The following is a 22,101-nucleotide window of genomic DNA, read 5'->3' as shown; positions in this document are numbered from 1 at the left end:
ACCCATGATCCCGGCCTTACTGCTTTTTACCATCAGCTTTTTGATGTTCGCGTTTTCGCTGAGCTTGGTGTACCGCGCCCTGCGTGACCCGACTACCAGCCGGGTGCTGGACCGTTTGGGTGTCGACCAGCCGCAACTGGCGGAAAAGATCCAGGGCGTGGCTTGGCTGGATCGGACTTTTCTACAGGCCGGTCTGGGCCGCCCTTCCGAACGCCTGGGTTTATGGTTGGGGCTCTGGGCCGCTGCGGTAGTGGTGGGTGGTTTGCTCGGTGGCTGGGTGTTTTTACTCGCGCTGCTGGTGTTGCCGCCGTTGTTGGTGTGGCTATTTGTCAGATGGCGATATCACCGCCGGGTGGGGCGCATGGTGGGGCAGCTGCCACAGTTGCTCGATCACTGTGTCCGTAGCCTGAAGGCGGGGCGCACCTTGGTCGATGCGGTACTGCATGCCATAGATTCATCCCGTGATCCGCTCAAAAGCAGTATCAGCCGGGTGTCGCGAAATGTGCAGTTGGGGGCGAGTTTACCCGAGGCGGTGCAGGACTTTGCCGAGCTGTATGAGCGCGATGAATTTCGCATGTTTGCCCTTGGCCTGAAGGTTAACCATCGCTACGGCGGTAACGCCAGTGAGTTGCTGGACAACCTGATCGTGCTGATTCGAGAGCGTGAACAAGGGGCTCGCAAGTTGAAGGCCATGACGGGTGAAACCCGCGTGACGGCGCTGGTACTGGGCCTGTTGCCGCTGTTGGTGTGCGGCTTTTTTCTGGGTACCAACCCGACTTACATGGTCAAGATGTGGCAAGACATTAGTGGTCAGCACTTGCTGCTATCGGCCTTGGCCATGCAGGTATTTGGCAGTCTAGCGCTGTGGCGCATGGTGCGGAGCGTATGACATGGCCTATTTGATTTGCGCAGTTTTACTGTTGGGCGCTATGGCGCTGTTGCTAAACAACGTGATCCAGGATCGCCTGCGTCAGCAGCGGGTGATGCAGCGCCTGGAAGGTGACAAGACCGGGCCGGGCAAACTCAGCCTGTGGATGCGGGCGGTGGGCAACAGCAAGTTTGGTCAGCGCTCGGTTTCGCTGGATAACGAGACTCAGATCCTGCTCAACCGCGTGGGTTGGCGCACGGCCAGTCAGCGTTCGTTGTTTGCCGCCTTTCAGGTATGTACGCCGGTGGCCTTTGCCGGGCTGGTGTTTCTGGGGCATGAGTTGTTCTTTCCCAAGGCAGGCAACCTGTTGGCGGTACTGCTGTTGGCTTTGGCATTGGGGTATTTGATCCCCAAGCGGCTGTTGGCCTACGCGGCGAAACAACGGCAGCAGGAAGTGGCGGTGGAGGTTTCAACCTTTATCCCGTTACTGCGCATTCTGTTTGAGTCGGGCATGGCGGTTGAACAGGCGTTACGCGTGCTGAGCCAGGAGGCCAGGCAACTGCTGCCGGTGCTGACTGGCGAGTTGCGGGTAGTGCTGGCCCGAGTGGACTCGGGGCTGGAGTTGAGCCAGGAGCTGAGCAAGACCGCGAGCTTGCTGGAAGTAGATGAGTTCAATGACACCTGCGTGATCCTGCTGCAGTTGATTCAACAGGGTGGCGGCGCGATGAAATCGCTGCAGGCGCTCAAGGAGTTGCTCGACGACCGGCGCATGACACGTATGGAGGAATACATCTCCAAGATGTCCGCCAAGATGTCGGTAGTGATGATGGTGTTTCTGTTCCCCGCGCTAATGATCGTATTGGCCGGGCCGAGTTTTGTCGCGATCTCACGAGCCTTTGCCTCTTGATCAGGAGTATGAGCATGAAACTTGTCATCGTCGTGTGTGGGCTGCTGATGCTGGGTGGCTGTGCGACAGGGGGGCAGAGCAATCCGCCGTGGCTGGCCATGAGCGGTAGCTGCGCCAAATTGAGTAGCGAGCAGGAACTGTCGCTGAACCTGGCGGATGACATGGCCAAGGAGGGCAAGCTGCACGCCAGCCTGGCCAATCTGCAAAACCTGCCGGAGCGTTCCGCGCAGGTACAACTACGCAAGGCGCGGATCTATCGCCAGTTGGGCCGAAGTGAAGCTGAACCCTTGTACCGGGGGTTGTTGGGGGGGTGTCTGGCCGCTGAAGGGGAGCATGGGCTGGGCCAGTTGGCAGCGGGGCGCGGCGATAACGCACTGGCAACCACCTACCTTGAGCGTGCGTCGCGACTTGCGCCGACCGATGCCAAGATTCGCAATGACATGGGGGTGGTGTACCTCAATCAACGCCGGGTTGATGAGGCCCGGTTTGAGTTTTTGACTGCTCTGGAGCTCAAGCAGGACGACTCGCTGGCGGCGCTGAATCTGGTGACCTTGCTGATTTACCAGGATCAGTGGAAACAGGCTGCCGAACTGGTGACCCGTGCCGGATTGACACCCGAGCAGGTGAGTGATGCTCAGTCCCGGGCACAGGAATTGAAGACCCAAGCCAAGACAGCCAGCAACCAGGTGGCTGCAATCAAATAATCTGTTGGAGGTTTGCCATGACTTTTTCTATTCGTGTGGGGGTGCTGTTGGCCCTGCTGCCGCTAGGCGCGCTGGCCATCGAGCCTGGCCCTGCGGCCAAAAACCAGCAGCAAACCGAAAACTGGTTGCAGCTTCAGATCAGTGGTCAGGCCCAATCGCCGATACGCCAGGTTGCCACCCCGGCAGAGCGAGAGCTAAGCCTGCAACGCTGGCTGGACAGCTACAAGCATCCAATTCCCGAGTATTACAAACAGGATGAAGGGGGTACAGCCAAGCAGAATTGAGTGTGCACTTTGTGGGGGGGGCGGCTGTTTTAGTGATTTAGTCCGGCTCCCACAGTTGTTGTGCAACAACACATTCTGTGGGAGCTGGCTTGCGAGCTATTCAGGCCGCTAGTCAGCGATTAATACGCAGTCTGTCGGTGGTGATTGGAAGGGGCATTAGGGGACAGGGCAAGAGCCAGTTGGGTGCGATTGTTCATGTGGGTCAGGCGCAGTACTTGAGACACGTAGAGCTTGACCGTGTTTTCGGTAATGCCCAGATCGCAGGCGATCTGGTAGTTGGTCTGGCCTTTGCTGACCAGCTTGGCGACGTCCAGTTGGCGCGGCGATAGTTGTTTGAAAATCGTCGGGATCTGTTGCCAGGTGCCCTCATTTGAGTCTTGTGGACTTGAGGGTTGATAGTCGGATTGCGGAGGGCGTCTAGCAGACTCCATGTCTTGATACAGTTCGTCAATCGACTCTGCCAGGTTCTGCAGTTTTTGGTTCAGGTGGCCCAGCTGATCGCTCTTGTGGCGTTCGCGCAAGCTGGCTTCCTGACGCTGGAGGCCCTCAAGCAGCTCATTCAGATCGACCGGCTTTTGATAGTAGTCGGCAATGCCGATACGCAAGGCTTTGATCACATCCTGCTTGTCTGCTCGACCGGTCAGCAAAATGCTTTCAAACGCGCGGTGTTTACCGGCGAGTTTTTGCAAGTGCTGGGTCAGTTCGATGCCATTCATTTCTGGCATGTGCAGGTCGCACAGCACCAGACCTATCAGTGGGTCGGCAACGAAGGCACTGATGGCTTCACTGCTTGAGTTGCAAGGCACGCAACGGTAACCGCTGCTTTCCAGAAACTCGCACAGCTCTTCGACAATCAACGGCTGATCGTCTACCACGAGTATTTTTATTAGAGTTTGGGACTTGTTCACACGCTTCTCCTTCCTGGTAAACCAATCAGGGACTTCTTTGTCCACTCATTTGAGGCGACTGATTTAAACGTAGACCTACTTTACGACTATGTACAAGGCGTTAACCCCGCAAATCAATTAGTTAAGAAGCACCATTGTCAGGGTAAATCCCCCTAACAGGAAGGGCGCAAAGGGATGCTTTTTTGACGCAAGGCCTTTCATGTCAAATGAATGGATCTTAACTCGTTGATTCACTAAAGGCAGGGCTTTTGACGCGAGCAACCACAACACACCGGCACACAGACCGGCACCGATAATGGTGCCCAGAACTGTCGGACGATCGGTTGCCAGCGCGAGTGCAATGAGTAGTTTTACATCACCGGCACCCAGCTTGTTCAGTGCATAACCGGGCAGTGTCAGCAGCAGGACAATCAGCAACGCCCAGCCTCCTTCGGCTGCGCTTGCCCCGAGCCAGGTATGGCCTGTCCAGAGTAAATACAGCAACGCCAGAGCCGCCGCCCCAAAGGTCAGGATATTGGCAATCTGGCGTTGGATAAGGTCTTGAACGGAGCAAGCAGCGAGCCACAGAAATACAACACATAACGGAATCACGTAAATGGCCTCCCTTTTTTACCAGTGATTCTATGATGATATTAGTTTTGATTGTCAGGGTAGATGCAGTCATGAAAACAAGACTTCCCAAAAAGCAGAAAGGCGCCGCTGCGATCGAGTTCGCCCTGGTGTTTGTGATTTTTTTTACGGTGCTTTATGGCGTGCTCAGCTACAGCTTGCCGCTGTTACTGATGCAGTCATTCAACAATGCGACCGCCGAAGCGGTGCGTCGCAGCATGGCGGTTGATCCGGCGGCAGCGAACTATGGGAGTGTGGTGGAGACGTTGGCCAAAAGCGTTCTGAGCGAGAAGCTGACCTGGGTGCCTGCCGCGTTGAAAGACAGTCTGGCCCCGGCCGCTTCTTACAACGACGCCACCAAGATACTGACAGCCAGCGTTAGTCTGCCGGCCGAGGCCCTGAACTCCATCATGCCTGTGCTCAAACTGGGGAGCATCACCGTGCCTGACCTGCCTGCCAAGCTGATGGCCCAATCGAGTGTCAAACTTGTCAACCCGTGAAGGGCTGTTCGGGCGGTTGTTGGGGCGGACCAACGAGCGCTTGCCTGAATCCAGCGGGCCGCAATCACGTACCGATACGGGCATCCAGTTGCTGCTCGATCAGCAGGGCTACGTCATTGAGATTCGTGGCCTGCAGCGTTACGGCCTGGCGCGGGCTACCGGCGACGGCGCACCGCGTTTGTTGCTCAGCTATCTGGTGCCGGGCAGTACGCAGGCACTTGAAGGCGTACCGGCAGACTGGGTGGGGCACAGCCTCGACCTGGACTTTCAATGCGCCGGGCTGCGGGTGGTGCATACCCGGGGCTGGATTCAGCCTCAGGCCGAGGGCTGGCTTTTACAGTTGCTGGATATCAGCGACTTACGACTCGGCAGCCAGCAGGCCCGCAGCCGTGAGCGCTGTACACAATTGATTCTCGGTTTGAGCGCACAATTGCGCCAGTGCAGTGTGGTGCGCTTGCCTGAAGTGATGCACGAGGCGCTACGCAGCGTGGCCCAGCATGGGCGTGTGCCCTGCATGGCATTGGCTCTGCGTGATGATGCGCAGTCTGCCTGGCACATGCACAGCACTTATCACGCCTTTGATGCACCGCAACTGTGGATGCCAGAGCAAAGCCTGGGCAGCCTGCTCGACCCGCTCAGTGGGGCCTCGCCCATGCGTGTTGAGCGCGACGGCAACCCGAGGCTCAACGACCTGTTTGGTAATGCCGACGGCGTGCTGGTGCCCTACAGCGATCAGCAAGGCCTGTGTGCCTGGCTGATGCTGGGTTTTTACCCGGCCTCCTTGCATGGCCCGCAGATGAGCGAAAGTGACTGGCTGCAGGTGTGTGCCACGTTGGCTGCGCCGCTGCTGGATCGCTTGCGTGAGCAGCAGCACCTGCAACAGCGCGAGCGCATGGACGCCCTGCAAGGACTATTGGGCACGGGCTGGTGGGAGTGGTCGACAACCAGCGAGCTGTTGCAACTGGCTCCGCAGTTGGCCGCAAGCCTGGCGTCTACAGCCGAACAGCAGGTGTTGACCCGCGAGGCATGGTTGGCGCTGTTTCATCCTGCTGATCGGGATGAACTCAGTGGCCGCTTTAATGAACTGCTGGAACATGGCAAGGATCTGCTGTTGTTCGCGCGGGTGCATCAAACGCAAAGCGCGCAACCCACCCAGTGGTATCGGATACAGGGCCAGGTGCTGGGGAGCGGCACGAGACGGCGCATCGTGGGTTTTATGCTGGATGTCAGCGACATCAAAAACCAGCAGCAGCAAGTCGCTGCCGCCCATGCTCGGCTGGACAACCTGATAGCCAGTTCGCCTGCGGTGATTTACGTCCAGCGTTATGTCGAAGGCGCGCTGTTGCCTGCATTTTTCAGCGATAGCCTCAAGCCCCTGCTGGGCTGGACGTTACAGGAATGCACGGGTGCCACGTTGATCGAGTGGGTCCACCCCGATGATCGCGAGCACTATTTTGAGCGTACGCGCCAGTTGCTGCGCGAAGGCAGCACCCGTAGTCGGTATCGGCTGCGCGATCGGCGCGGCGATTATCACTGGCTGCTGGACGAGGCCAAGCTCTTGCGCGACGACCTGGGCTTGCCCGTTGAAGTAGTCGGCTTGTGGCTGGATATCACCGAGGCCACCGAAGCCGCCGAGCGGGTCAAAAACAGTGAAGAACGCTATCGGATTCTGGTCGAAGATTCGCCGGCCATGATCTGCCGTTACCTGCCTGACCTGACCCTGACCTTCGGCAATCAGCCGCTGGCCAGCTACCTGGAATGCACGACCGAGCAACTGCCGGGGATCAACCTGAGCAGTTGGCTATCGTGCGAACAGCGCGAGGCTTTTGTGCAGCGTATTGGTGGTTTGACTCCAGAGTCTCCCGTCAGCTCGGCTGAAATCAGCCTGCAACTGCCGGGTCGCGAATACGCCTGGTGGGTATGGTCGGACCGGGGCATCTTTGACGCCCAAGGCAACTTGCTGGAAGTGCAAGCCGTGGGCCGCGACAACACCGAGGTGCGCCGCTCGCAACAGCAACTGACCCACAGCGCAAAAATGGCCACCCTTGGCGAAATGGCCACGGGCCTGGCGCACGAAATCAACCAGCCGTTGAACGTGATCCGCATGGCCGTAGTTAACGTGCTCAAGCGTCTGAGCAGCGGTGATATACCCCTCGTTTACCTGCACGAAAAACTTACCCGTATCGATGGGCAGATCCAGCGTGCAGCACGTGTGGTAGACCACTTGCGCGTGTTTGGCCGCCGTTCCGAAATCGAACAGCAAGTGTTCAACCCGACACAGGCGATGGAAGGTTCCGTGGCCTTGCTCGGCGAAGGCTTGCGCGGCAAAGGCGTGGAACTGCGCAGCGAAGGCCAGGTGTGTGCCGTGCTGGTGCGTGGCCATATTGATCAGCTTGAGCAGGTGTTGATCAACCTGATGGTCAATGCCCGTGATGCGCTGATGAGCAAGCGCGAAACTGACCGCGACTTTGAGCCCTGGATTGTCCTTAGCGTCGAGTCCGATGCCCGGAGCGTGCGCCTGCAGGTAGATGACAACGCTGGCGGTATCGACCCGCGCCTGCTGGAGCGGATCTTTGAACCGTTCTTCACCACCAAGCCCATCGGGTTGGGCACAGGCCTGGGGTTGTCTGTGAGCTACGGCATTATCGACAACATGGGCGGGCGTCTAAGCGTCAGCAACACCGGGCACGGAGCCCGGTTCTGCGTGGAATTGCCGGTGGTCGAAGCGAGCTGACCTGTAGCCGCTGACGAGGTACGAGGCTGCGATGTGGGCCGCAGGACCACCGCATGGGACCGCTACGCGCCCCATCGCAGCCTCGCCTCGTCAGCGGCGACAGAGATACTTCAAGCGTGGGAGCGAGCCTGCTCGCGATCATTCGCGAGCAGGCTCGCTCCCACTGGGGCTTGACCTGGAACAGAGTATCTACAGGAGCGTCGTGGGCTAAAGCACCAGTTGGGCGCGGCCGCCTTGACCGCAGGTGAGATTGGCGCCGATTTCGGCGTTACCCAGGTTGATGCCTAAAGCTTGCAGCAAGGTATTTATGATGGGATCAAGCAAGGGGGCAAGCAGGAGCTTGAATGTTGAGGCCAGAGTACTGGTGATCGAATGAAGTGTGCCAGCGACGGTACTAAGAGCGTCGTTAGTAATGTTGGCAGTTTTGGGTATGTAAGAAACCAGTAATTGATTGTCCAGTGTGTTGCCTATGCTCTCTATTAGTTTTGTAGAGTTCAAGCTTTTATAAACGGGTGGCAAACCAACATTTTTCAAGTTTAAAGCGTCAGGAGAGTCGGGGGAGTTGTACGTTATAGGCTGTGAGTTGGCCCCGACTTGAGTCTGGAGTTTTAGTCCGAGCCCTCCGCCTGCACCGATTTGGGTAGGTGAACAGATGAAAGCGGCTATGCACTTTGTAATGTCAATGCTGATAAGTTTTACAGGCTCTATTGCGAGATAGGTTTTGTTGTTTATTTCAACCTTTGGAGGGAATGTTGCGTTTAATGGCGGGCTGCCGATGCTTAAATTGACTAATGCAGTCGAGGCCTGAATCGTCAGGCTTTTTGACGTGTTGCTTGAACAGCTATAGTCAGTGACGTAGCTGTTAGCACCGGCAGCATCTAGATAAATATCAAGCGAAGAGAAAAGACTCAATGAGGTTCTGTCTCCTTCAAGCAGGTTGCCTACGGCTCCAATCAAGTCCAAGTTTAATAATTTGTTTACTACGTTTGTAAGTGGCGACAGTATTGAGGTTAGCGTTGATGTAAGGTCAGAAACCAGTTTGAGTATGGCTAGATCTACGTGTACGTGCGTTTGGACTTGCGCTGTTCTTACCATTATTTGGTCGGCGTCTACCATAGGACGCTTTATTGCCAGTGCAGGATTCCCAATAGCAGATATTTGCGGGGGTTCTATAACTTTAACTGAAATTGCTATGTTGCCGACAAGAGGGACGTTGGTATTGACGGTCACAGCGGCCGCGTTTTTCCCATTTGACAGTTGAGCAACGCCTTGTAGCAGGTCGAATATGCTCATTTCTGTGTTTAGGCCCGCGCTTGGGGTCCCTGTTTCGATGTTAAGTAAATCACTCAGTTTCAAGAGTTGTGTGCTACTGGGTAGTAGACTGAGCTTAGTAAGGTTTTTAATCACTAAGTCCGCACCTGGGCCATTTTTTTTCAGTACGCTGACCGAAAGCGCATCCAGGAGTTGAGAAAGATGTAGGTTAGTGTTTAGTAGTTCGTCGGTACTTCCGATGTTCGTGTTTAAATCAAGTAGTGTGTTCAGATAACTGAGCAAGCTGATTTTGGTGTCTACTAGCCCATTCCAAGACACCGCGTCGAGTGTCAAAGTGCCGCCGAGCATCCCGCCAATAAGCGGGTTAAGAAGTGTTGATTGGTCGGAGCTGATTTTTACCAGTGAGCTGCGAATAGTCAACTGAGCCAATGGTGACCCACCATTGCTTCCCACTGCACTCGCCGTCAAGTTTGTAGCAGGGTCAAACCCGTCTTTTGAAAAAATGCTCCACAAGCCCCCCGCCACACTGGTGGGTACGGTCGTGGTGGCAATAACACGGATGGCGTCGGACTTGGTCTGGTCCGGCGTGAATACGCGCAACTGGGTGGCGCCATCGGTCTTCAGGGTGCCGCAGGTGGGGGTTATCGTTTGCCCGCTGCCGGGCGTGAAACCATTGCGGGTTGCGCTCTCCTTGGCGTAGGTCACGGCGGTAGCGCTGTTGCCACATGTTCCCCCCCGACTCACCACCTCCAACGCAGCCATATCCGCCACCCGTTGCAACTTGCGTTGCTCCAGGTACAAACGCCCGCTGTCGATTACCAACAGCATAAACAGCAGCACCATGCCAAGGGTGACGGCGGCCATCAAGCCGATTGCGCCACGCTGTTGCTGTGGACCAGTGAAACCTATACCGCGTAGTTGGGGAGACATCGAGCACTCCTGATGCTGGTATATGAACCAGCGCTAACTCTCCAAAGTTTCAGCGAGTGTAGCCAATAAGTGATCAGTGCGCTGGCCAGTTGCCAGTTTTATAGGCGCGATGTGAGCGATTAATCAAAAGCCAACGATAAATGACTTAAAATTTAGTGTGGGAGCTTACGTGTTCGCGAAAGTATTAATGCCAACTTACTTATATACATCGCGAACACGTTAGTGTTGTGTAAAACAGTCAGGCTTACTTGGGTGGGTAAGTACTCAGGATTTTAGTTACCGCGTCGCGAATCGCGGCGTCGCGTTCCGCTGGGGTCGGGCTGTTGTCGACGACTTTTTCGGCACTGCCGCGCCACACCAGTTTGCCGTCTTTGGCATCGATCAGGTCAATTTGCAGCGTGCCCACCTGATAGACCACATTGCGGGTTTCGTTGTACATCGGTGCGCCCCAGTTACCTTCCCACGGGCCACCCCAGTAACCACCCCAAGGTCCACCCCATGCACCGCCGTAGCCGTAATGGGTCACCACTTGTTCCTGGCGGTTGGCGACGATCAGCCAGGCCTGCACCAGAAGGTCCGGTTTGTTGCCCGCAGCCACCGGGCGCAGACCACGCTGGTCAAGTTGAGCGCTCACGGCCTGAATGATTCGTTGCTCGGTCAGGTCGCTTCTGAGCATCGGGCTATTGGGCTGATATTGCACGGCCGGTTCTTTCCAGGCCCAGGACTGGAATTTGGCGAAATCGACCGCAGGGTTGTAGTCGTGGCTGACCTGCAGGGTCTCGCAGGCGCTGAGCAGCAGGGCCAGGCCCAGTAATGCAATGCGACGTAGCATGATGCTTTCTCCGCTTCAACTTAATGGGGAGGATATGCCTGCACTGCCTTGTTCAGTGATTCGCGCAGGGCGTCACCGCGTTCGCTCAGGCTGCCTTTACTGCTGGTTTCTGCACTGGAACTCCATACGGGTTGGCCAGTTTTGCCGTCGTACAGGTTGAGCCGCACCACCATGACTTCTACCTCGTAGGTGCGTACTACGGGTACAGAGTTGTACATCCCGTACTGGTTGCCGTAACGGCCGTAACTGTTCCCATATCCGGTTCCATAACCATAGTCGTCCTGCACCTGACGCAGACGTTTTTCAGTGTGCAAATCAGCGCTGACCCACAGGTCCGCCGCCCGGCCGGGTTGTGCCGGGCGCAAGCCGCGCTGGTCCAGCGCATTGTTCACGGCTTCGGCGATTTGCGCCGAATCGGCCCATGCCGTGCCAACCGGCAAGCGGCCATTGAGCCAGGCCCAGCTCTGGTAGCGCCCGTAATCCCGCGGTGCCGCGGGGTAGGCACTCAGGTCCAGAGTATTGGCCGCTTGCGCCGGGGCTGGCGGCATAGGCATGGCACTTGCGGTGTATGGGTTAGGGCTTTGGCAAGCGCCCAGTCCCAGGCTTAAAACGATTAAGGCAGCGCGGCGATACATGATGTTCTCCCCAAGGCGATTCAAACCGGACGGCAAACCCAATGCAGATAACGTCCCAGCCCGGCAAAGGCGGGATGGCGACGGTGGGCCAGCTCCATTTCAACCAACGCATCAAGCTCTGCGCGAGCCTGAAACTCCACAGGCATGTAGTCGTGAAACACTCGTACGCCGCTTTGGGTTTCGACCTGCCACATGCCTTCGAGTGCCGTGGCCAGTTCCCGTGGATCGAGTGGCTGTTGCGGGGTAAGGCTCTGTTTTTCGCCAGCCATGTCGTTCTTGCGCATTTTGCGGAAGTGGCCTTTGAGCAGATTGCGATAGATCAACGCGTCACGGTTGTAAAACGCCAGTGACAGCCAGCCGTCCTTGGCCGTCAGTTGGTGCAGAACAGGCAGGATCGCGTGGGGTTCGGCCAGCCATTCCAGTACGGCGTGACACAACACCAGATCGTAGGGTTCGGTCAGCTGCCCCAGCAGTTCTTGCCACGGAGCCTGAATAAACGTACCGGTCTGGCCTGCCTCGGCAAAGCGCTGGCGAGCGCCTTCAAGCATGGGTGCGGCCGGCTCGGCGAGGGTTACATCGTGACCTTGTTGGGCCAGCCACAAAGACATATGGCCCAGCCCGGCGCCGATATCCAGCACCCGCAGCGGGCGCTTGGGCAGTGTTTGTTCGAGGTCGGCCTGAAGCACGGCCAAACGAATGGCTCCCTTGGCGCCGCCGTAGATTTTCTCGGCGAAGCGGGTGGCCAGTTGATCGAAGTGACGGTCACTCATTTGCTGAAACGCCTTTCGTTGTCGGCCAATTTGTTGCGCACCACTTCATTCATGTCCAGGCCCAACTCGGCGCACAGCAATACCAGGTACAGCACGATATCGCCCACTTCCTGGCCGGCGTGGGCGAGCTTGTCGGCGGGGAGCTGACGGGATTGGTCTTCACTCAGCCACTGGAAAATTTCCACCAGTTCGGCCATTTCGACACTGGCGGCCATGGCCAGGTTTTTCGGGCTGTGAAATTGCTTCCAGTCGTTGTTATCGCGGATGCGGTGCATGCGTTGCGTGAGTTCGTCGAGGTTCATCGAGGGTGTGCTCTCCAGAAGACGCAAAGCTTGCGGCGGAACGAGCATTGGCGCAAGTGAAAGGCACTACTCCCCCTGTGGGAGCGAGCCTGCTCGCGAAGGTCGGTAACCCTTCGCGAGCAGGCTTGCTGCCACAGCGGAATTAGCGATGAATCAACTGATCGGTCGCCAGTTACCGATCAAATGCACCAGGTCGTCATGCCCGTTGAGCTGGAAGTCACCACTGGAGCCCGCTTCGCTACAGAGCAGGATCACCTCGGCAGGCAAGCGGACCGGTTTTTTGAACGCGACGAAAATCTCCACATTGGCGGCTGGCAGGTGTGAGTTCAGAGCCGCCAGGGCGCGAGCCTCTATCCACAGGCCGTGGGCGATGGCGCTGGGCAGGCCAAACAGTTTGGCGCTGGCGGCGCTGAGGTGGATGGGGTTGTAGTCGCCCGACACTTTGGCGTACCGGCGCCCAATGTCGGCGGGCGCGTACCAGCGGGTCAGCTCGCCCAGGGAGACTGGCGCAGGCACTACGGGCTGCGGCACTTCGCCCGTCAGCTCAACACCTTTGCACAGCAGCGTGCTTTCGGCCTCCCATAATGGTCCCAGCTGGTCGTCGACCTGAGTCACCACATCGAAGGTTGCGCCCTTGGGATGCTTTTGCAGGTTGTGCACAGATACCCCGATGCGTAGCTGCGTCACGTTGCCCATGGGGCGCAGTAGCCGAATCCGATTTGTCAGATGAATCAGCCCAAGCAGTGGGAAGGGGAAGTCCTTACTGGTCAGTAATTGCATTTGCAGCCCGAAGGCCAGGACATGGGGGTAGGTAGGAGGAAGTAATGGGCTTGGCCCCAACGCGCACACATCGCGAAAGGCTGCCAATGGCTTGGCTTCAACCTCGACCCAACAGCGCACCCCCTGTTCTGGCAAGGTGCTGCCGGTGATCTTGCGCCGGGCTGCGGCGCGAGCGTACAGCGTGGGCAAGTGCGGCGGGCTGCTGAGGTCGAGCCACTTCACGGTCATGGTTCATGCTCCCAAAATGCTTTGCCCGCACACCCGCAGCGCCTGGCCACTGACTGCGCCCGTACCCGGCTGGCCGAGCCAGGCAACCGCTTCGGCGACGTCCTGCGGCTGGCCACCCTGGCCCAGCGAGCTCATGCGTCGACCCGCTTCGCGCAAGGCAAAGGGAATATGCGCGGTCATTTGGGTTTCGATAAACCCTGGGGCCACGGCGTTGATGCTGATCCCACGCTCGCCCAGGAGTGGTGCCCAGGCTTGGGCCAGACCGATCAGCCCGGCCTTGCTGGCGGCGTAGTTGGTCTGGCCGCGGTTACCGGCAATACCGCTGATGGACGCGAGCAGAATCACCCGGCCGTTATCACGCAGGGTGCCACTGTCGAGCAGGGCTTTGGTAAGCACTTGCGGGGCGTTGAGGTTGACAGCGAGCACCGCATCCCAGAACTCGGGGGTCATGTTGGCCAGGGTTTTGTCGCGGGTAATACCCGCGTTGTGCACCACGATATCGACGCCGTCTGCCAGGTGCTCGATCAGTTGTGCAGGAGCGTCGGTGGCACAGATGTCCAGCGCGATACTGCGCCCGCCCAAGCGTGCGGCCAAGGCATCAAGGTCGTTTTTGGCTGACGGCACGTCCAGCAGGATAAGTTCGGCGCCATCCCGGGCCAGGGTTTCGGCAATCGAGGCACCAATCCCGCGGGCGGCGCCGGTAACCAATGCCTTGCGCCCGGCCAGAGGGCGCGTCCAGTCCTGCACCTGAGCGGCGCAGGCGTTCAGACGCAGTACCTGGCCACTGATAAATGCACTTTTGGGAGAGAGGAAAAACCGCAGTGCGCCTTCAAGCTGGTCTTCGGCCCCTTCACCGACATACAGCAGTTGCAGGGTGCTGGCGTTGCGCAGCTCTTTGGCCAGCGAACGGCTGAAGCCTTCAAGCGCACGTTGGGCGCTGGCAGCGAATGGGTCACTTAGTGTTTCAGGCGCCCGGCCCAATATCACCATGTGCGTGCAGTCCTGCAGACTGCGCAGTAGTGGCTGGAAAAATTCGCGCAGTTGCTTGAGCTGATCGGTGTGCAGCAGCTCGCTGGCGTCGAACACCACGGCTTTGAGCTTTGGCCCCTGGCCAGGAATCCATGGCGTGGCGAGCAACGGTTCGGGACCATAGCTGAATACCGCATCGGTGAGCTTGTTGGCGAAGCGGTTAACCTTTTCGGCCAATGCGCCGCCGCCAATCAGCAGAGGCCCTTCGATGGGGCGCAGGCGCCCGGCTTGCCAGCGTTCCAGTCGTCCCGGTGACGGCAGCCCCAAAGCACCGACCAGACGCTGGCCGAGGGCTGAGTTGACGAAGTCGATATAACGGTCTGACATGGAACACTCTCCGACAGTTGGGGTTCAAAGGGTTGACCACAAACATGCCGTGGTCGTTCGTTATCAGCGATAAGGCCTACGCTTGTAACGATTAATGGATTTAAGAGAATAGGGTGAATCTTATGAGTCTGCGTCGTGTAGCAATTATTGGTGGTAACCGAATCCCGTTTGCCCGTGCCAACGGACCTTATGCGACCGCCAGTAATCAAGACATGCTGACGGCGGCGCTGGAGGGTTTGATCGAGCGTTACCACCTGCACGGGCTGCGCATGGGCGAGGTGGTAGCCGGGGCGGTGCTTAAGGACTCTCGGGACTTCAGCATGACCCGTGAGTGTGTACTGGGTTCGCGGTTGTCGCCGCAAACCCCGGCCTATGACCTGCAGCAAGCGTGCGGTACCGGTCTTGAAGCCGCGTTGCTGGTGGCCAACAAGATTGCTCTGGGGCAGATCGAGTGCGGCATTGCAGGGGGAGTGGACTCCGCCTCCGATGTGCCGATTGGTCTCAATGACGGGCTGCGTAAATGGCTGTTGCAGTTCAATCGTATCAAAACGCCTGTGGATAAGCTCAAAGCCCTGCTGCAATTGCGTCCTGGCTTCTTGAAACCCGAGTTTCCCCGTAATGGCGAGCCGCGTACCGGGCTGTCGATGGGCCAGCACTGCGAGTTGATGGCACAGGCCTGGAACATCCCCCGGGTCGAGCAGGACGAACTGGCCCTGCACAGTCATCAGGCGCTGACGGCGGCTTATCACGCGGGCTGGGAAGATGATTTGCTTACGCCTTTTCTGGGCTTGAGTCGCGATAACAACCTGCGGGCCGATCTGACCCTGGAGAAGCTGGCGGCGCTTAAACCGGTGTTCGAGCGCAGTGCCAAGGGCACGCTGACGGCGGGTAACTCCACGCCGCTGACCGATGGCGCATCGACGGTATTGCTGGGCAGTGAGGAATGGGCCAAGGAGCGGGGGCTGCCGGTTTTGGCGTACCTGCGTGATGGCGAAACAGCGGCTGTGGATTTTGTGCATGGCGCCGAAGGTTTGCTGATGGCCCCGGTGTATGCCGTCCCACGGCTGCTGGCGCGTAATGGCCTGACCTTGCAGGACTTTGACTACTACGAGATTCACGAGGCATTTGCCGCGCAGGTGTTGTGCACCTTGAAGGCCTGGGAAGATGCAGCCTACTGCAAAAGCCGTCTGGGTCTTGATGCACCTCTGGGCTCGATTGATCGCAGTAAACTCAACGTCAAAGGCAGCTCACTGGCGGTGGGGCACCCGTTTGCGGCGACGGGCGGACGCATCGTGACCAATATGTCCAAACTGCTGGCCACTGCCGGGCAGGGCCGAGGTCTGATCTCGATCTGCGCGGCGGGTGGGCAGGGCGTGACGGTGATAATTGAGCGGTAGGAGAGCTGCCCCCCTGACTTCCTGAGCCCTTGTAGCCGCTGAGGAGCGAAGCGAGGCTACGTTCGGCGACGAAGTCGTCGTTAAAGTCAGGTTGTGCGGTGTGTCAGGTGCTCCCGGTTCTCAGGATTTACGTTCGCTTAGCGCCCGATCGCAGCCTCGCTTCGCTCCTCAGCGGCTACAGGAATTGTGCGTGCGCGAACCTCCTGGCGGCTGCGAGTGGCGTAGCTTTCAGCCATCACCGAACACACGATCAGCTGTAATGGGTGGTAGATCATGATTGGCAGCAGAATCAGGCCCAGCCCAGGGTTGGCGCCGAAGATCAGGGCGGCCATTGGCGCACCGGCAGCCAGGGACTTTTTGCTGGCGCAGAACACCGCGGCGATTTCGTCGCTGGTGCTGAACTTCAAGGCGCGAGCAGTACGGGTGGTCATCCACAGGATGACGGCGAGCAGCACCGCACTGCCGATCAGTGCGCTGAAAATCACCGAAGTGCCTTGTTGTTGCCACATCCCCGAGACCATCGAGTTGCAGAACGCGGCGTAAACCAGCAGCAGAATCACCACCTTGTCGCAGATGTTGGTGTAGCGCTTGTGGCGGGCGAAAAAGCGCCCGAACAGCGGGCGTACCAGTTGGCCCAGCACCAGAGGCAGCAGCAGCATGGCGCACAGGTCGAGCAGGGTTGAACCCAGGTCGATGCCGCCCGCGCCGCTCCCCATCACAAAGCTGACCAGCAAGGGCGTGATGAAGATCCCCAGCACACTGGACAGGCTGGCGTTGAGAATCGCCGCCGGGACGTTGCCGCCTGCGCTGCCGGTGAGTGCCACCGAGGAGGAGATGGTCGAAGGCAGGGCGCACAGGTAGAAGAAACCCAGCATCAATAGCGGCGGGATATGCGCACCCAACAGCTTGTTGGCGATCACCCAGATCAGCGGGAAGACGATAAAGGTGAAGCCCTGCACCATAAAATGCAGGCGGATGTTTTTCAGACCGTGGCTGATTTGCTCGCTGGACAGGTTGACCCCATGCAGGAAAAACACCAAAAACACGCCAATATTGATGACCCACTCGGCGTGCATCCCACCGCCGGTGCTGCCGAAATGTGGAAACACATAAGCCAGGAATGTCGCCAGCAACATGCCGCACAGAAACCAGTCGGTGAACATTCGTTTGAGGTGTTTGAGCACAGGCATCGTTGCCACCGGAATATTGTAAGAATTGATGACTTAGCCTAACGTCGCAGGTATCAGACGTCTTGCGACATAAGGCCAATCAATGCCGCCAAACGGACAACGTGGGCCCCAGCGTGCCATTCCAGTGCTCGATGAGTTGCCGCGGCCGCTCTATGCCCGGGCTGAGAGTCTGGGGGCGGGGTCGTGGACGCCCCGTCATCGCCATGACTGGGTGCAATTTTCGTACGCTATCAGCGGTGTTCTGGGGGTGCATACCGACGAGGGCAGTTTTTTTGCGCCGCCGCAGTGGGGAATCTGGATTCCGGCCGGGCTGGAGCACGAAGTCATTACCTCGATGCGTGCTGAAATGCGCAGTCTGTATGTGCGCCGTGAAGACTGTCGGTGGGCGCCGCAGCATTGCCGGGTGTTGGAGGTCACGCCGCTGGCCAGGGAGTTGATCAAGCGATTTTGTGAATTACCGGTGGCCTACCCCGAAGGCGCAACCCCCGAACAGCGTCTGGTGCAGGTGTTGCTCGATCAGCTTGCGAGCTTGCCCGAGGTTGGGTTCTCGTTACCGTTGCCGCGTCATGCGCGGCTGCTGGCGTTATGCAATGAGTTGATCGAAAGTCCGGATACGGTAGTGACCTTAAGCCTGTGGGCTGAGCGCTTGGGAACGTCGGAAAAAACCCTGATGCGTTTATTTGCCCGAGAAACCGGTTTGAGCTTTCGCAGCTGGCGTCAGCGCATGCGTTTGCTCTCCTCGTTAAAAGGGCTGGAGGAGGGCACCAGCGTAACCAGCGCGGCGTTGTCCTGCGGTTATGATTCGACCTCGGCCTTTATTGCCGCGTTTAAGAAAATGTTCGGGTTTACCCCTGGCGAGTTATTTCGTCAGGGCTGAGTCGGTGCTCAAAACGGGTTGCTCGTCTATCATTCAAATCGTTTGCCCTCTCCCCGTGGTGAGTGGATTGCCGTATAACGAGTGACATTCGCGTGTTTGGTAATAAAGGACCCACAATAAAAGCTGATGAAGACTCCAAAACGCTTAGAACCCCTGATCGAAGACGGTCTGATCGACGAGGTGCTGCGCCCACTCATGAGTGGTAAAGAAGCAGCTGTGTACGTAGTCCGCTGCGGCAATGAGCTGCGATGCGCCAAGGTTTACAAGGAGGCTAACAAACGAAGTTTTCGCCAGGCTGCCGAATATCAGGAGGGCCGCAAGGTTCGCAACAGCCGTCAGGCTCGCGCGATGGCCAAGGGCTCGAAGTTCGGTCGCAAAGAAACCGAAGACGCTTGGCAGAACGCCGAAGTGGCTGCGCTGTTTCGTTTGGCTGGCGCTGGTGTCCGGGTTCCAAAACCGTTCGACTTCCTGGAAGGCGTGCTGTTGATGGAGCTGGTGGCGGATGAGTACGGTGATGCCGCTCCGCGATTGAATGACGTGGTGCTGGAACCGGATCAGGCGCGCGAATACCACGCCTTCCTGATTCAGCAGATCGTGCTGATGCTGTGTACCGGTCTGGTTCACGGCGACTTGTCCGAGTTCAACGTACTGTTGACGCCGACCGGCCCGGTGATTATCGACTTGCCGCAGGCAGTCGATGCCGCGGGCAACAACCATGCATTCACCATGCTGGAGCGTGACGTCGGCAACATGGCTTCTTACTTCGGGCGTTTTGCACCGGAGCTGAAGGGCACCAAGTACGCCAAGGAAATGTGGGCGCTTTATGAAGCAGCCACCTTGCACCCTGGCAGCGTGTTGACGGGCGAGTTTGACGAGCCGGACGAGCTGGCTGATGTCGGCGGTGTAATGCGCGAGATCGAAGCTGCACGCCTGGACGAAGCCTTCCGTCAGGCAGTACGTGCTGCGGATGATGCTCCACCGAGCAAGGCTGAAGAGCCGCCGCCACCGTGGATGCAGTAATTGGCTAAATAAAAAATCCGGCTCAGGCCGGATTTTTTATGTGCTCGAATCGTGTGCCTTGTGGGAGCGAGCCTGCTCGCTCCCACAAAGAGGGGATTTCAAAACCGGTTCAGTGGGATTTTCAGGCTGCACAAGCCACTTTCATCTGCGGGTGGCAGGTTGCCAGCGCGAATGTTGATCTGAATGGCCGGGATCAGCAGTGCAGGAACCCCAAGAGTGGCGTCGCGTGCCGTGCGCATGTCGACAAAACCCGTCAGATCGATGCTGTCGTTCACATGGATATTTCTGGCGCGTTGTTCGCCTACCGTCGTTGACCAGGTAGCTGCGCGCCCGGCTGGCGGGTAGTCATGGCACATGAACAGTCGGGTCTGTGCGGGTAAGGCCAGCAGGCGCTTGATCGATTGATACAACTGGCGTGCATCGCCCCCCGGAAAGTCGCAGCGGGCCGTGCCCACGTCAGGCATAAACAGGGTATCGCCGACGAACAGGCTGTCGTTCTCAACCTGATAAGCCATATCGGCCGGGGTGTGCCCCGGCACATGCAGTGCCTGTACCTGTAGTCGCCCGATGTGGAATAACTCGTCCGGTTCGAACAGCCGATCGAACTGCGAGCCGTCCAGTTTGAACTCGGGCTCAAGGTTGTAAATATCGCGAAATACCCCTTGAACCTGGGTGATAGCAGCGCCGATGCCGATCTGGCCGCCCAGTTTACGTTTCAGATAGGCGCTGGCAGACAAGTGGTCGGCGTGGGCGTGGGTTTCCAGTAGCCATTGCACCTTCAGCCCCTGTGCCTGCACGAACGCGGCGATATTGTCGGCGCTGGCGGTACTGATGCGACCGGCGGCGGCATCGTAGTCGAGCACCGGATCGATGATCGCGCACTCGCTGGCGCAGGCTTCATAGACCACGTAGCTCACGGTTGACGTCACTGGGTCGAAGAAACCTTGAATTTCGGGGAGCATGAGAGTCCTCGTGCAAGTCAAAAAATGTTCAATATATTGAAACATATATTATCGGGTCGTAGACTGTCGACCATCACGCCCCGGAGCTTTTCATGACTGCTCAGCTAACTAGCGAAGAAATCGGACTTCTGCGCGATTCTGCCTCCAAAGCCTGCACGCTTCTCAAGGCCTTGGCCAATGAAGATCGACTGCTGCTGCTCTGCCAACTGACCCAGGGTGAGCGCAATGTTGGCGAACTTGAAGCGTTGACGGGCATCCGTCAGCCCACCCTCTCGCAACAGCTGGGCGTGTTGCGCGATGAAGGCATGGTCAACACTCGAAGGATGGGGAAATATATTTTCTATTCACTCGCCAGCTTTGAAGTGGTTTCTGTGATGCAAACCCTGTCGGGTCTGTATTGCGGGCAGGCACTCAAAAAGTAACGCGCTCTCAATCCATTCATTTTTGTTGTGCCTGGAGTGCTCAATGGAGCAAAGCATCAAGCGAATCGACGCGTCATTTTCTGTGACCGGTCAGATCGAGCAGTCTGATCTCCAATTTTTGGCTGCGCAGGGTTTTGCCAGTGTGATCTGCAACCGCCCGGACCATGAAGGCGGACCAGAGCAACCGGAGCACGCATCCATGCAACAGGCAGCCCAGGCCCTGGGACTGAGCTTTGCCTACCTGCCGGTGCAGACCACTGGCGCGACACCCGAGCAGGCGCAGCAGTTGCGTCATTTGCTCAGCGAGCTGCCCAAACCTGTTCTGGCGTACTGCCGCACGGGCAATCGTTCTTCAAAACTCTTTGAGGCGGCCACCCAAGGCACGCGTGAGGCCAGGCAGTACGATGTGGTCGTGGTGGGCGGTGGTTCAGCCGGTATCTCGGTGTCGGCGAGCTTGTTGAAGCGCAACGCGGCGTTGCGTATCGCCGTGATCGAACCCAGTACCGAACACTATTACCAGCCCGCCTGGACGCTGGTAGGGGGCGGTGCCTACGATGTCAAAAATACGGTTCGGCCTACTGCTGCGGTGATGCCCAAAGGCGTTGCCTGGATCAAGGCGTCGCTGTGTGCGTTCGCCCCGCAGCGCAAGGTTGTGCTGCTCAGCGATGGTACTGAGCTGGGTTATCAGCAATTGATCGTTTGCCCAGGGCTGCAACTGGCCTGGGAAAATATCGAAGGTCTGGAAGAGACTCTGGGCAAAAACGGCGTCACATCCAACTATCGCCACGATCTGGCGCCCTACACTTGGGAGCTGGTGCGCAGCTTGCGTGGTGGCAAAGCGCTGTTTACTCAGCCGGGTATGCCAATCAAGTGTGCAGGCGCCCCGCAAAAGGCCATGTACCTGTCCTGTGATCATTGGCGCAAGCGTGGTGTTCTGGATTCGATTGCAGTGGAATTCAATTTGGCCGGGGCGGTGCTGTTTGGCGTCCCGGCTTTTGTCCCGCCGTTGATGAAGTACGTTGAGGCCTATAACGCCCAACTGGCTTTTCAGTCCAATCTGGTCAAGGTCGACGGGCCGGGCAAGACTGCCTGGTTTGATGTGATTGCCGCAGACGGTAGCGTAACCCGCGTCGAGAAAACCTTCGACATGTTGCATGTGGTGCCACCGCAGCAGGCCCCCGACGTGATCCGCCGCAGTGAGTTGGCTGACAAGGCGGGCTGGTTCGAAACCGACCCGGCAACCCTGCAACACCCGCGCTACCCTGAAATTTTCGCCTTGGGTGATGTTTGTAACACGCCCAATGCCAAGACCGCAGCGGCGACCCGCAAGCAAGCGGTCGTGGTGGCCGACAACCTCCTGGCACTGCGCAAGGGGGCGGTCTTGCCCAAGCGCTACGACGGCTACGGCTCCTGCCCGTTGACCGTGGAAAACGGCAAAGTGATCCTGGCCGAATTTGGCTATGGCGGGAAACTGCTGCCCACCTTCGCCCTTGACCCGACGGTGCCGCGCAAATCGGCCTGGCTGCTCAAGGCAACCTTGCTGCCGTGGTTCTACTGGCACGGCATGCTCAAAGGGCGCGAATGGTTCACTGACTGCAAGCCGGACTGAGCCTG

Annotated in this window: 22 protein-coding genes; 11 read left to right on the top strand and 11 right to left on the bottom strand. The window is 58.1% G+C overall.

The window, feature by feature from the left end; translation table 11 throughout:
• Positions 1–4: 4 nt before the first annotated feature.
• From N7D90_RS21600 to N7D90_RS21585, 4 genes are read left to right on the top strand one after another with little or no spacing between them, the layout of a single operon-like run.
• Positions 5–889, top strand: a complete 885-nt coding sequence (locus tag N7D90_RS21600) for a type II secretion system F family protein (protein WP_261739879.1) — start codon at positions 5–7, stop codon at positions 887–889.
• A 1-nt stretch (position 890) separates the two neighbouring features.
• Positions 891–1,775: a type II secretion system F family protein gene (locus N7D90_RS21595; RefSeq protein ID WP_261739878.1), complete on the top strand. Its 885-nt coding sequence runs from the start codon at positions 891–893 to the stop codon at positions 1,773–1,775.
• A 14-nt stretch (positions 1,776–1,789) separates the two neighbouring features.
• Entirely contained in the window at positions 1,790–2,479 is a 690-nt protein-coding gene (locus N7D90_RS21590) for a tetratricopeptide repeat protein (protein ID WP_261739877.1), read from the top strand.
• Between the two features lie 17 nt (positions 2,480–2,496).
• Positions 2,497–2,763, top strand: coding sequence for a DUF3613 domain-containing protein (locus N7D90_RS21585; RefSeq protein ID WP_261739876.1), 267 nt, complete (start codon positions 2,497–2,499; stop codon positions 2,761–2,763).
• Between the two features lie 119 nt (positions 2,764–2,882).
• On the opposite strand, the gene N7D90_RS21580 is transcribed toward N7D90_RS21585, so the two are convergent.
• Together N7D90_RS21580 and N7D90_RS21575 are read right to left on the bottom strand one after the other, a co-directional pair.
• Entirely contained in the window at positions 2,883–3,671 is a 789-nt protein-coding gene (locus N7D90_RS21580; protein WP_261739875.1) for a response regulator transcription factor, read from the bottom strand.
• A 117-nt stretch (positions 3,672–3,788) separates the two neighbouring features.
• Positions 3,789–4,262, bottom strand: coding sequence for a prepilin peptidase (locus N7D90_RS21575; protein ID WP_261739874.1), 474 nt, complete (start codon positions 4,260–4,262; stop codon positions 3,789–3,791).
• Between the two features lie 71 nt (positions 4,263–4,333).
• Between N7D90_RS21575 and N7D90_RS21570 the strand changes: the two genes are divergently transcribed.
• Complete coding sequence (locus tag N7D90_RS21570) at positions 4,334–4,780, top strand: TadE/TadG family type IV pilus assembly protein (RefSeq protein ID WP_261739873.1); 447 nt, start codon at positions 4,334–4,336, stop codon at positions 4,778–4,780.
• On the top strand, positions 4,767–7,514 hold the full coding sequence (locus N7D90_RS21565) for a PAS domain-containing sensor histidine kinase (protein ID WP_261742505.1): 2,748 nt from the start codon (positions 4,767–4,769) through the stop codon (positions 7,512–7,514). Before N7D90_RS21570 ends, N7D90_RS21565 begins: the two co-directional genes overlap by 14 nt.
• Positions 7,515–7,721: 207 nt before the next feature.
• Here the strand turns inward: N7D90_RS21565 and N7D90_RS21560 are convergent, their stop codons facing one another.
• The 7 genes from N7D90_RS21560 to N7D90_RS21530 form a co-directional block, all read right to left on the bottom strand.
• On the bottom strand, positions 7,722–9,716 hold the full coding sequence (locus tag N7D90_RS21560; RefSeq protein WP_261739872.1) for a pilus assembly protein TadG-related protein: 1,995 nt from the start codon (positions 9,714–9,716) through the stop codon (positions 7,722–7,724).
• A gap of 244 nt (positions 9,717–9,960) precedes the next feature.
• Positions 9,961–10,548 (bottom strand): DUF4136 domain-containing protein, encoded by a 588-nt coding sequence (locus N7D90_RS21555; protein ID WP_261739871.1) that lies wholly within the window; start codon positions 10,546–10,548, stop codon positions 9,961–9,963.
• Positions 10,549–10,568: 20 nt separating this feature from the next.
• Entirely contained in the window at positions 10,569–11,183 is a 615-nt protein-coding gene (locus N7D90_RS21550) for a DUF4136 domain-containing protein (protein ID WP_261739870.1), read from the bottom strand.
• A gap of 20 nt (positions 11,184–11,203) precedes the next feature.
• The gene (locus N7D90_RS21545) at positions 11,204–11,953 is read right to left on the bottom strand and encodes a methyltransferase domain-containing protein (RefSeq protein WP_261739869.1); all 750 of its coding nucleotides are present in this window, start codon (positions 11,951–11,953) and stop codon (positions 11,204–11,206) included.
• Positions 11,950–12,255, bottom strand: a complete 306-nt coding sequence (locus tag N7D90_RS21540) for a nucleotide pyrophosphohydrolase (RefSeq protein WP_261739868.1) — start codon at positions 12,253–12,255, stop codon at positions 11,950–11,952. The genes N7D90_RS21545 and N7D90_RS21540 overlap by 4 nt, the downstream gene beginning before the upstream one ends.
• A 153-nt stretch (positions 12,256–12,408) precedes the next feature.
• The gene (locus N7D90_RS21535) at positions 12,409–13,263 is read right to left on the bottom strand and encodes a MaoC family dehydratase (protein WP_261739867.1); all 855 of its coding nucleotides are present in this window, start codon (positions 13,261–13,263) and stop codon (positions 12,409–12,411) included.
• Between the two features lie 3 nt (positions 13,264–13,266).
• The gene (locus N7D90_RS21530) at positions 13,267–14,619 is read right to left on the bottom strand and encodes a 3-oxoacyl-ACP reductase (RefSeq protein ID WP_261739866.1); all 1,353 of its coding nucleotides are present in this window, start codon (positions 14,617–14,619) and stop codon (positions 13,267–13,269) included.
• Between the two features lie 122 nt (positions 14,620–14,741).
• On the opposite strand from N7D90_RS21530, the gene N7D90_RS21525 reads away from it, so the two are divergent.
• Positions 14,742–16,016 carry an acetyl-CoA C-acetyltransferase gene (locus tag N7D90_RS21525; RefSeq protein ID WP_261739865.1) on the top strand — a complete coding sequence of 425 codons (1,275 nt, stop codon included), beginning with the start codon at positions 14,742–14,744 and terminating at the stop codon, positions 16,014–16,016.
• 137 nt (positions 16,017–16,153) lie between these two features.
• On the opposite strand, the gene N7D90_RS21520 is transcribed toward N7D90_RS21525, so the two are convergent.
• Complete coding sequence (locus N7D90_RS21520) at positions 16,154–17,206, bottom strand: bile acid:sodium symporter family protein (protein ID WP_261739864.1); 1,053 nt, start codon at positions 17,204–17,206, stop codon at positions 16,154–16,156.
• A gap of 82 nt (positions 17,207–17,288) precedes the next feature.
• On the opposite strand from N7D90_RS21520, the gene N7D90_RS21515 reads away from it, so the two are divergent.
• Both N7D90_RS21515 and N7D90_RS21510 read left to right on the top strand, forming a co-directional pair.
• Positions 17,289–18,083 carry an AraC family transcriptional regulator gene (locus N7D90_RS21515; protein ID WP_261739863.1) on the top strand — a complete coding sequence of 265 codons (795 nt, stop codon included), beginning with the start codon at positions 17,289–17,291 and terminating at the stop codon, positions 18,081–18,083.
• 126 nt (positions 18,084–18,209) lie between these two features.
• Positions 18,210–19,103, top strand: a complete 894-nt coding sequence (locus N7D90_RS21510) for a PA4780 family RIO1-like protein kinase (protein WP_261739862.1) — start codon at positions 18,210–18,212, stop codon at positions 19,101–19,103.
• 98 nt (positions 19,104–19,201) lie between these two features.
• On the opposite strand, the gene N7D90_RS21505 is transcribed toward N7D90_RS21510, so the two are convergent.
• Positions 19,202–20,065 (bottom strand): MBL fold metallo-hydrolase, encoded by an 864-nt coding sequence (locus N7D90_RS21505; RefSeq protein WP_261739861.1) that lies wholly within the window; start codon positions 20,063–20,065, stop codon positions 19,202–19,204.
• A gap of 92 nt (positions 20,066–20,157) precedes the next feature.
• On the opposite strand from N7D90_RS21505, the gene N7D90_RS21500 reads away from it, so the two are divergent.
• Complete coding sequence (locus N7D90_RS21500) at positions 20,158–20,487, top strand: ArsR/SmtB family transcription factor (RefSeq protein WP_133079610.1); 330 nt, start codon at positions 20,158–20,160, stop codon at positions 20,485–20,487.
• A gap of 43 nt (positions 20,488–20,530) precedes the next feature.
• Entirely contained in the window at positions 20,531–22,096 is a 1,566-nt protein-coding gene (locus N7D90_RS21495) for a bifunctional protein tyrosine phosphatase family protein/NAD(P)/FAD-dependent oxidoreductase (protein ID WP_261739860.1), read from the top strand.
• Positions 22,097–22,101: the final 5 nt, after the last annotated feature.

The sequence above is a fragment of the Pseudomonas fragi genome, assembly GCF_025426255.1.
GTDB lineage: Bacteria > Pseudomonadota > Gammaproteobacteria > Pseudomonadales > Pseudomonadaceae > Aquipseudomonas > Aquipseudomonas kulmbachensis.
Note: the sequence above shows the minus strand (reverse complement) of the source record. Positions and strands in the feature narration are given on the sequence as shown.

Excerpts from the sequence above, each read along its gene's own strand:
- N7D90_RS21595 (WP_261739878.1), top strand. The coding sequence starts at position 891 with ATGGCCTATTTGATTTGCGCAGTTTTACTGTTGGGCGCTATGGCGCTG.
- N7D90_RS21520 (WP_261739864.1), bottom strand. The coding sequence starts at position 17,206 with ATGCCTGTGCTCAAACACCTCAAACGAATGTTCACCGACTGGTTTCTG.
- N7D90_RS21510 (WP_261739862.1), top strand. The coding sequence starts at position 18,210 with ATGAAGACTCCAAAACGCTTAGAACCCCTGATCGAAGACGGTCTGATC.
- N7D90_RS21545 (WP_261739869.1), bottom strand. The coding sequence starts at position 11,953 with ATGAGTGACCGTCACTTCGATCAACTGGCCACCCGCTTCGCCGAGAAA.
- N7D90_RS21585 (WP_261739876.1), top strand. The coding sequence starts at position 2,497 with ATGACTTTTTCTATTCGTGTGGGGGTGCTGTTGGCCCTGCTGCCGCTA.
- N7D90_RS21505 (WP_261739861.1), bottom strand. The coding sequence starts at position 20,065 with ATGCTCCCCGAAATTCAAGGTTTCTTCGACCCAGTGACGTCAACCGTG.
- N7D90_RS21600 (WP_261739879.1), top strand. The coding sequence starts at position 5 with ATGATCCCGGCCTTACTGCTTTTTACCATCAGCTTTTTGATGTTCGCG.
- N7D90_RS21570 (WP_261739873.1), top strand. The coding sequence starts at position 4,334 with ATGAAAACAAGACTTCCCAAAAAGCAGAAAGGCGCCGCTGCGATCGAG.
- N7D90_RS21540 (WP_261739868.1), bottom strand. The coding sequence starts at position 12,255 with ATGAACCTCGACGAACTCACGCAACGCATGCACCGCATCCGCGATAAC.
- N7D90_RS21560 (WP_261739872.1), bottom strand. The coding sequence starts at position 9,716 with ATGTCTCCCCAACTACGCGGTATAGGTTTCACTGGTCCACAGCAACAG.
- N7D90_RS21530 (WP_261739866.1), bottom strand. The coding sequence starts at position 14,619 with ATGTCAGACCGTTATATCGACTTCGTCAACTCAGCCCTCGGCCAGCGT.
- N7D90_RS21590 (WP_261739877.1), top strand. The coding sequence starts at position 1,790 with ATGAAACTTGTCATCGTCGTGTGTGGGCTGCTGATGCTGGGTGGCTGT.
- N7D90_RS21525 (WP_261739865.1), top strand. The coding sequence starts at position 14,742 with ATGAGTCTGCGTCGTGTAGCAATTATTGGTGGTAACCGAATCCCGTTT.
- N7D90_RS21535 (WP_261739867.1), bottom strand. The coding sequence starts at position 13,263 with ATGACCGTGAAGTGGCTCGACCTCAGCAGCCCGCCGCACTTGCCCACG.
- N7D90_RS21555 (WP_261739871.1), bottom strand. The coding sequence starts at position 10,548 with ATGCTACGTCGCATTGCATTACTGGGCCTGGCCCTGCTGCTCAGCGCC.
- N7D90_RS21495 (WP_261739860.1), top strand. The coding sequence starts at position 20,531 with ATGGAGCAAAGCATCAAGCGAATCGACGCGTCATTTTCTGTGACCGGT.
- N7D90_RS21500 (WP_133079610.1), top strand. The coding sequence starts at position 20,158 with ATGACTGCTCAGCTAACTAGCGAAGAAATCGGACTTCTGCGCGATTCT.
- N7D90_RS21550 (WP_261739870.1), bottom strand. The coding sequence starts at position 11,183 with ATGTATCGCCGCGCTGCCTTAATCGTTTTAAGCCTGGGACTGGGCGCT.
- N7D90_RS21515 (WP_261739863.1), top strand. The coding sequence starts at position 17,289 with ATGCCGCCAAACGGACAACGTGGGCCCCAGCGTGCCATTCCAGTGCTC.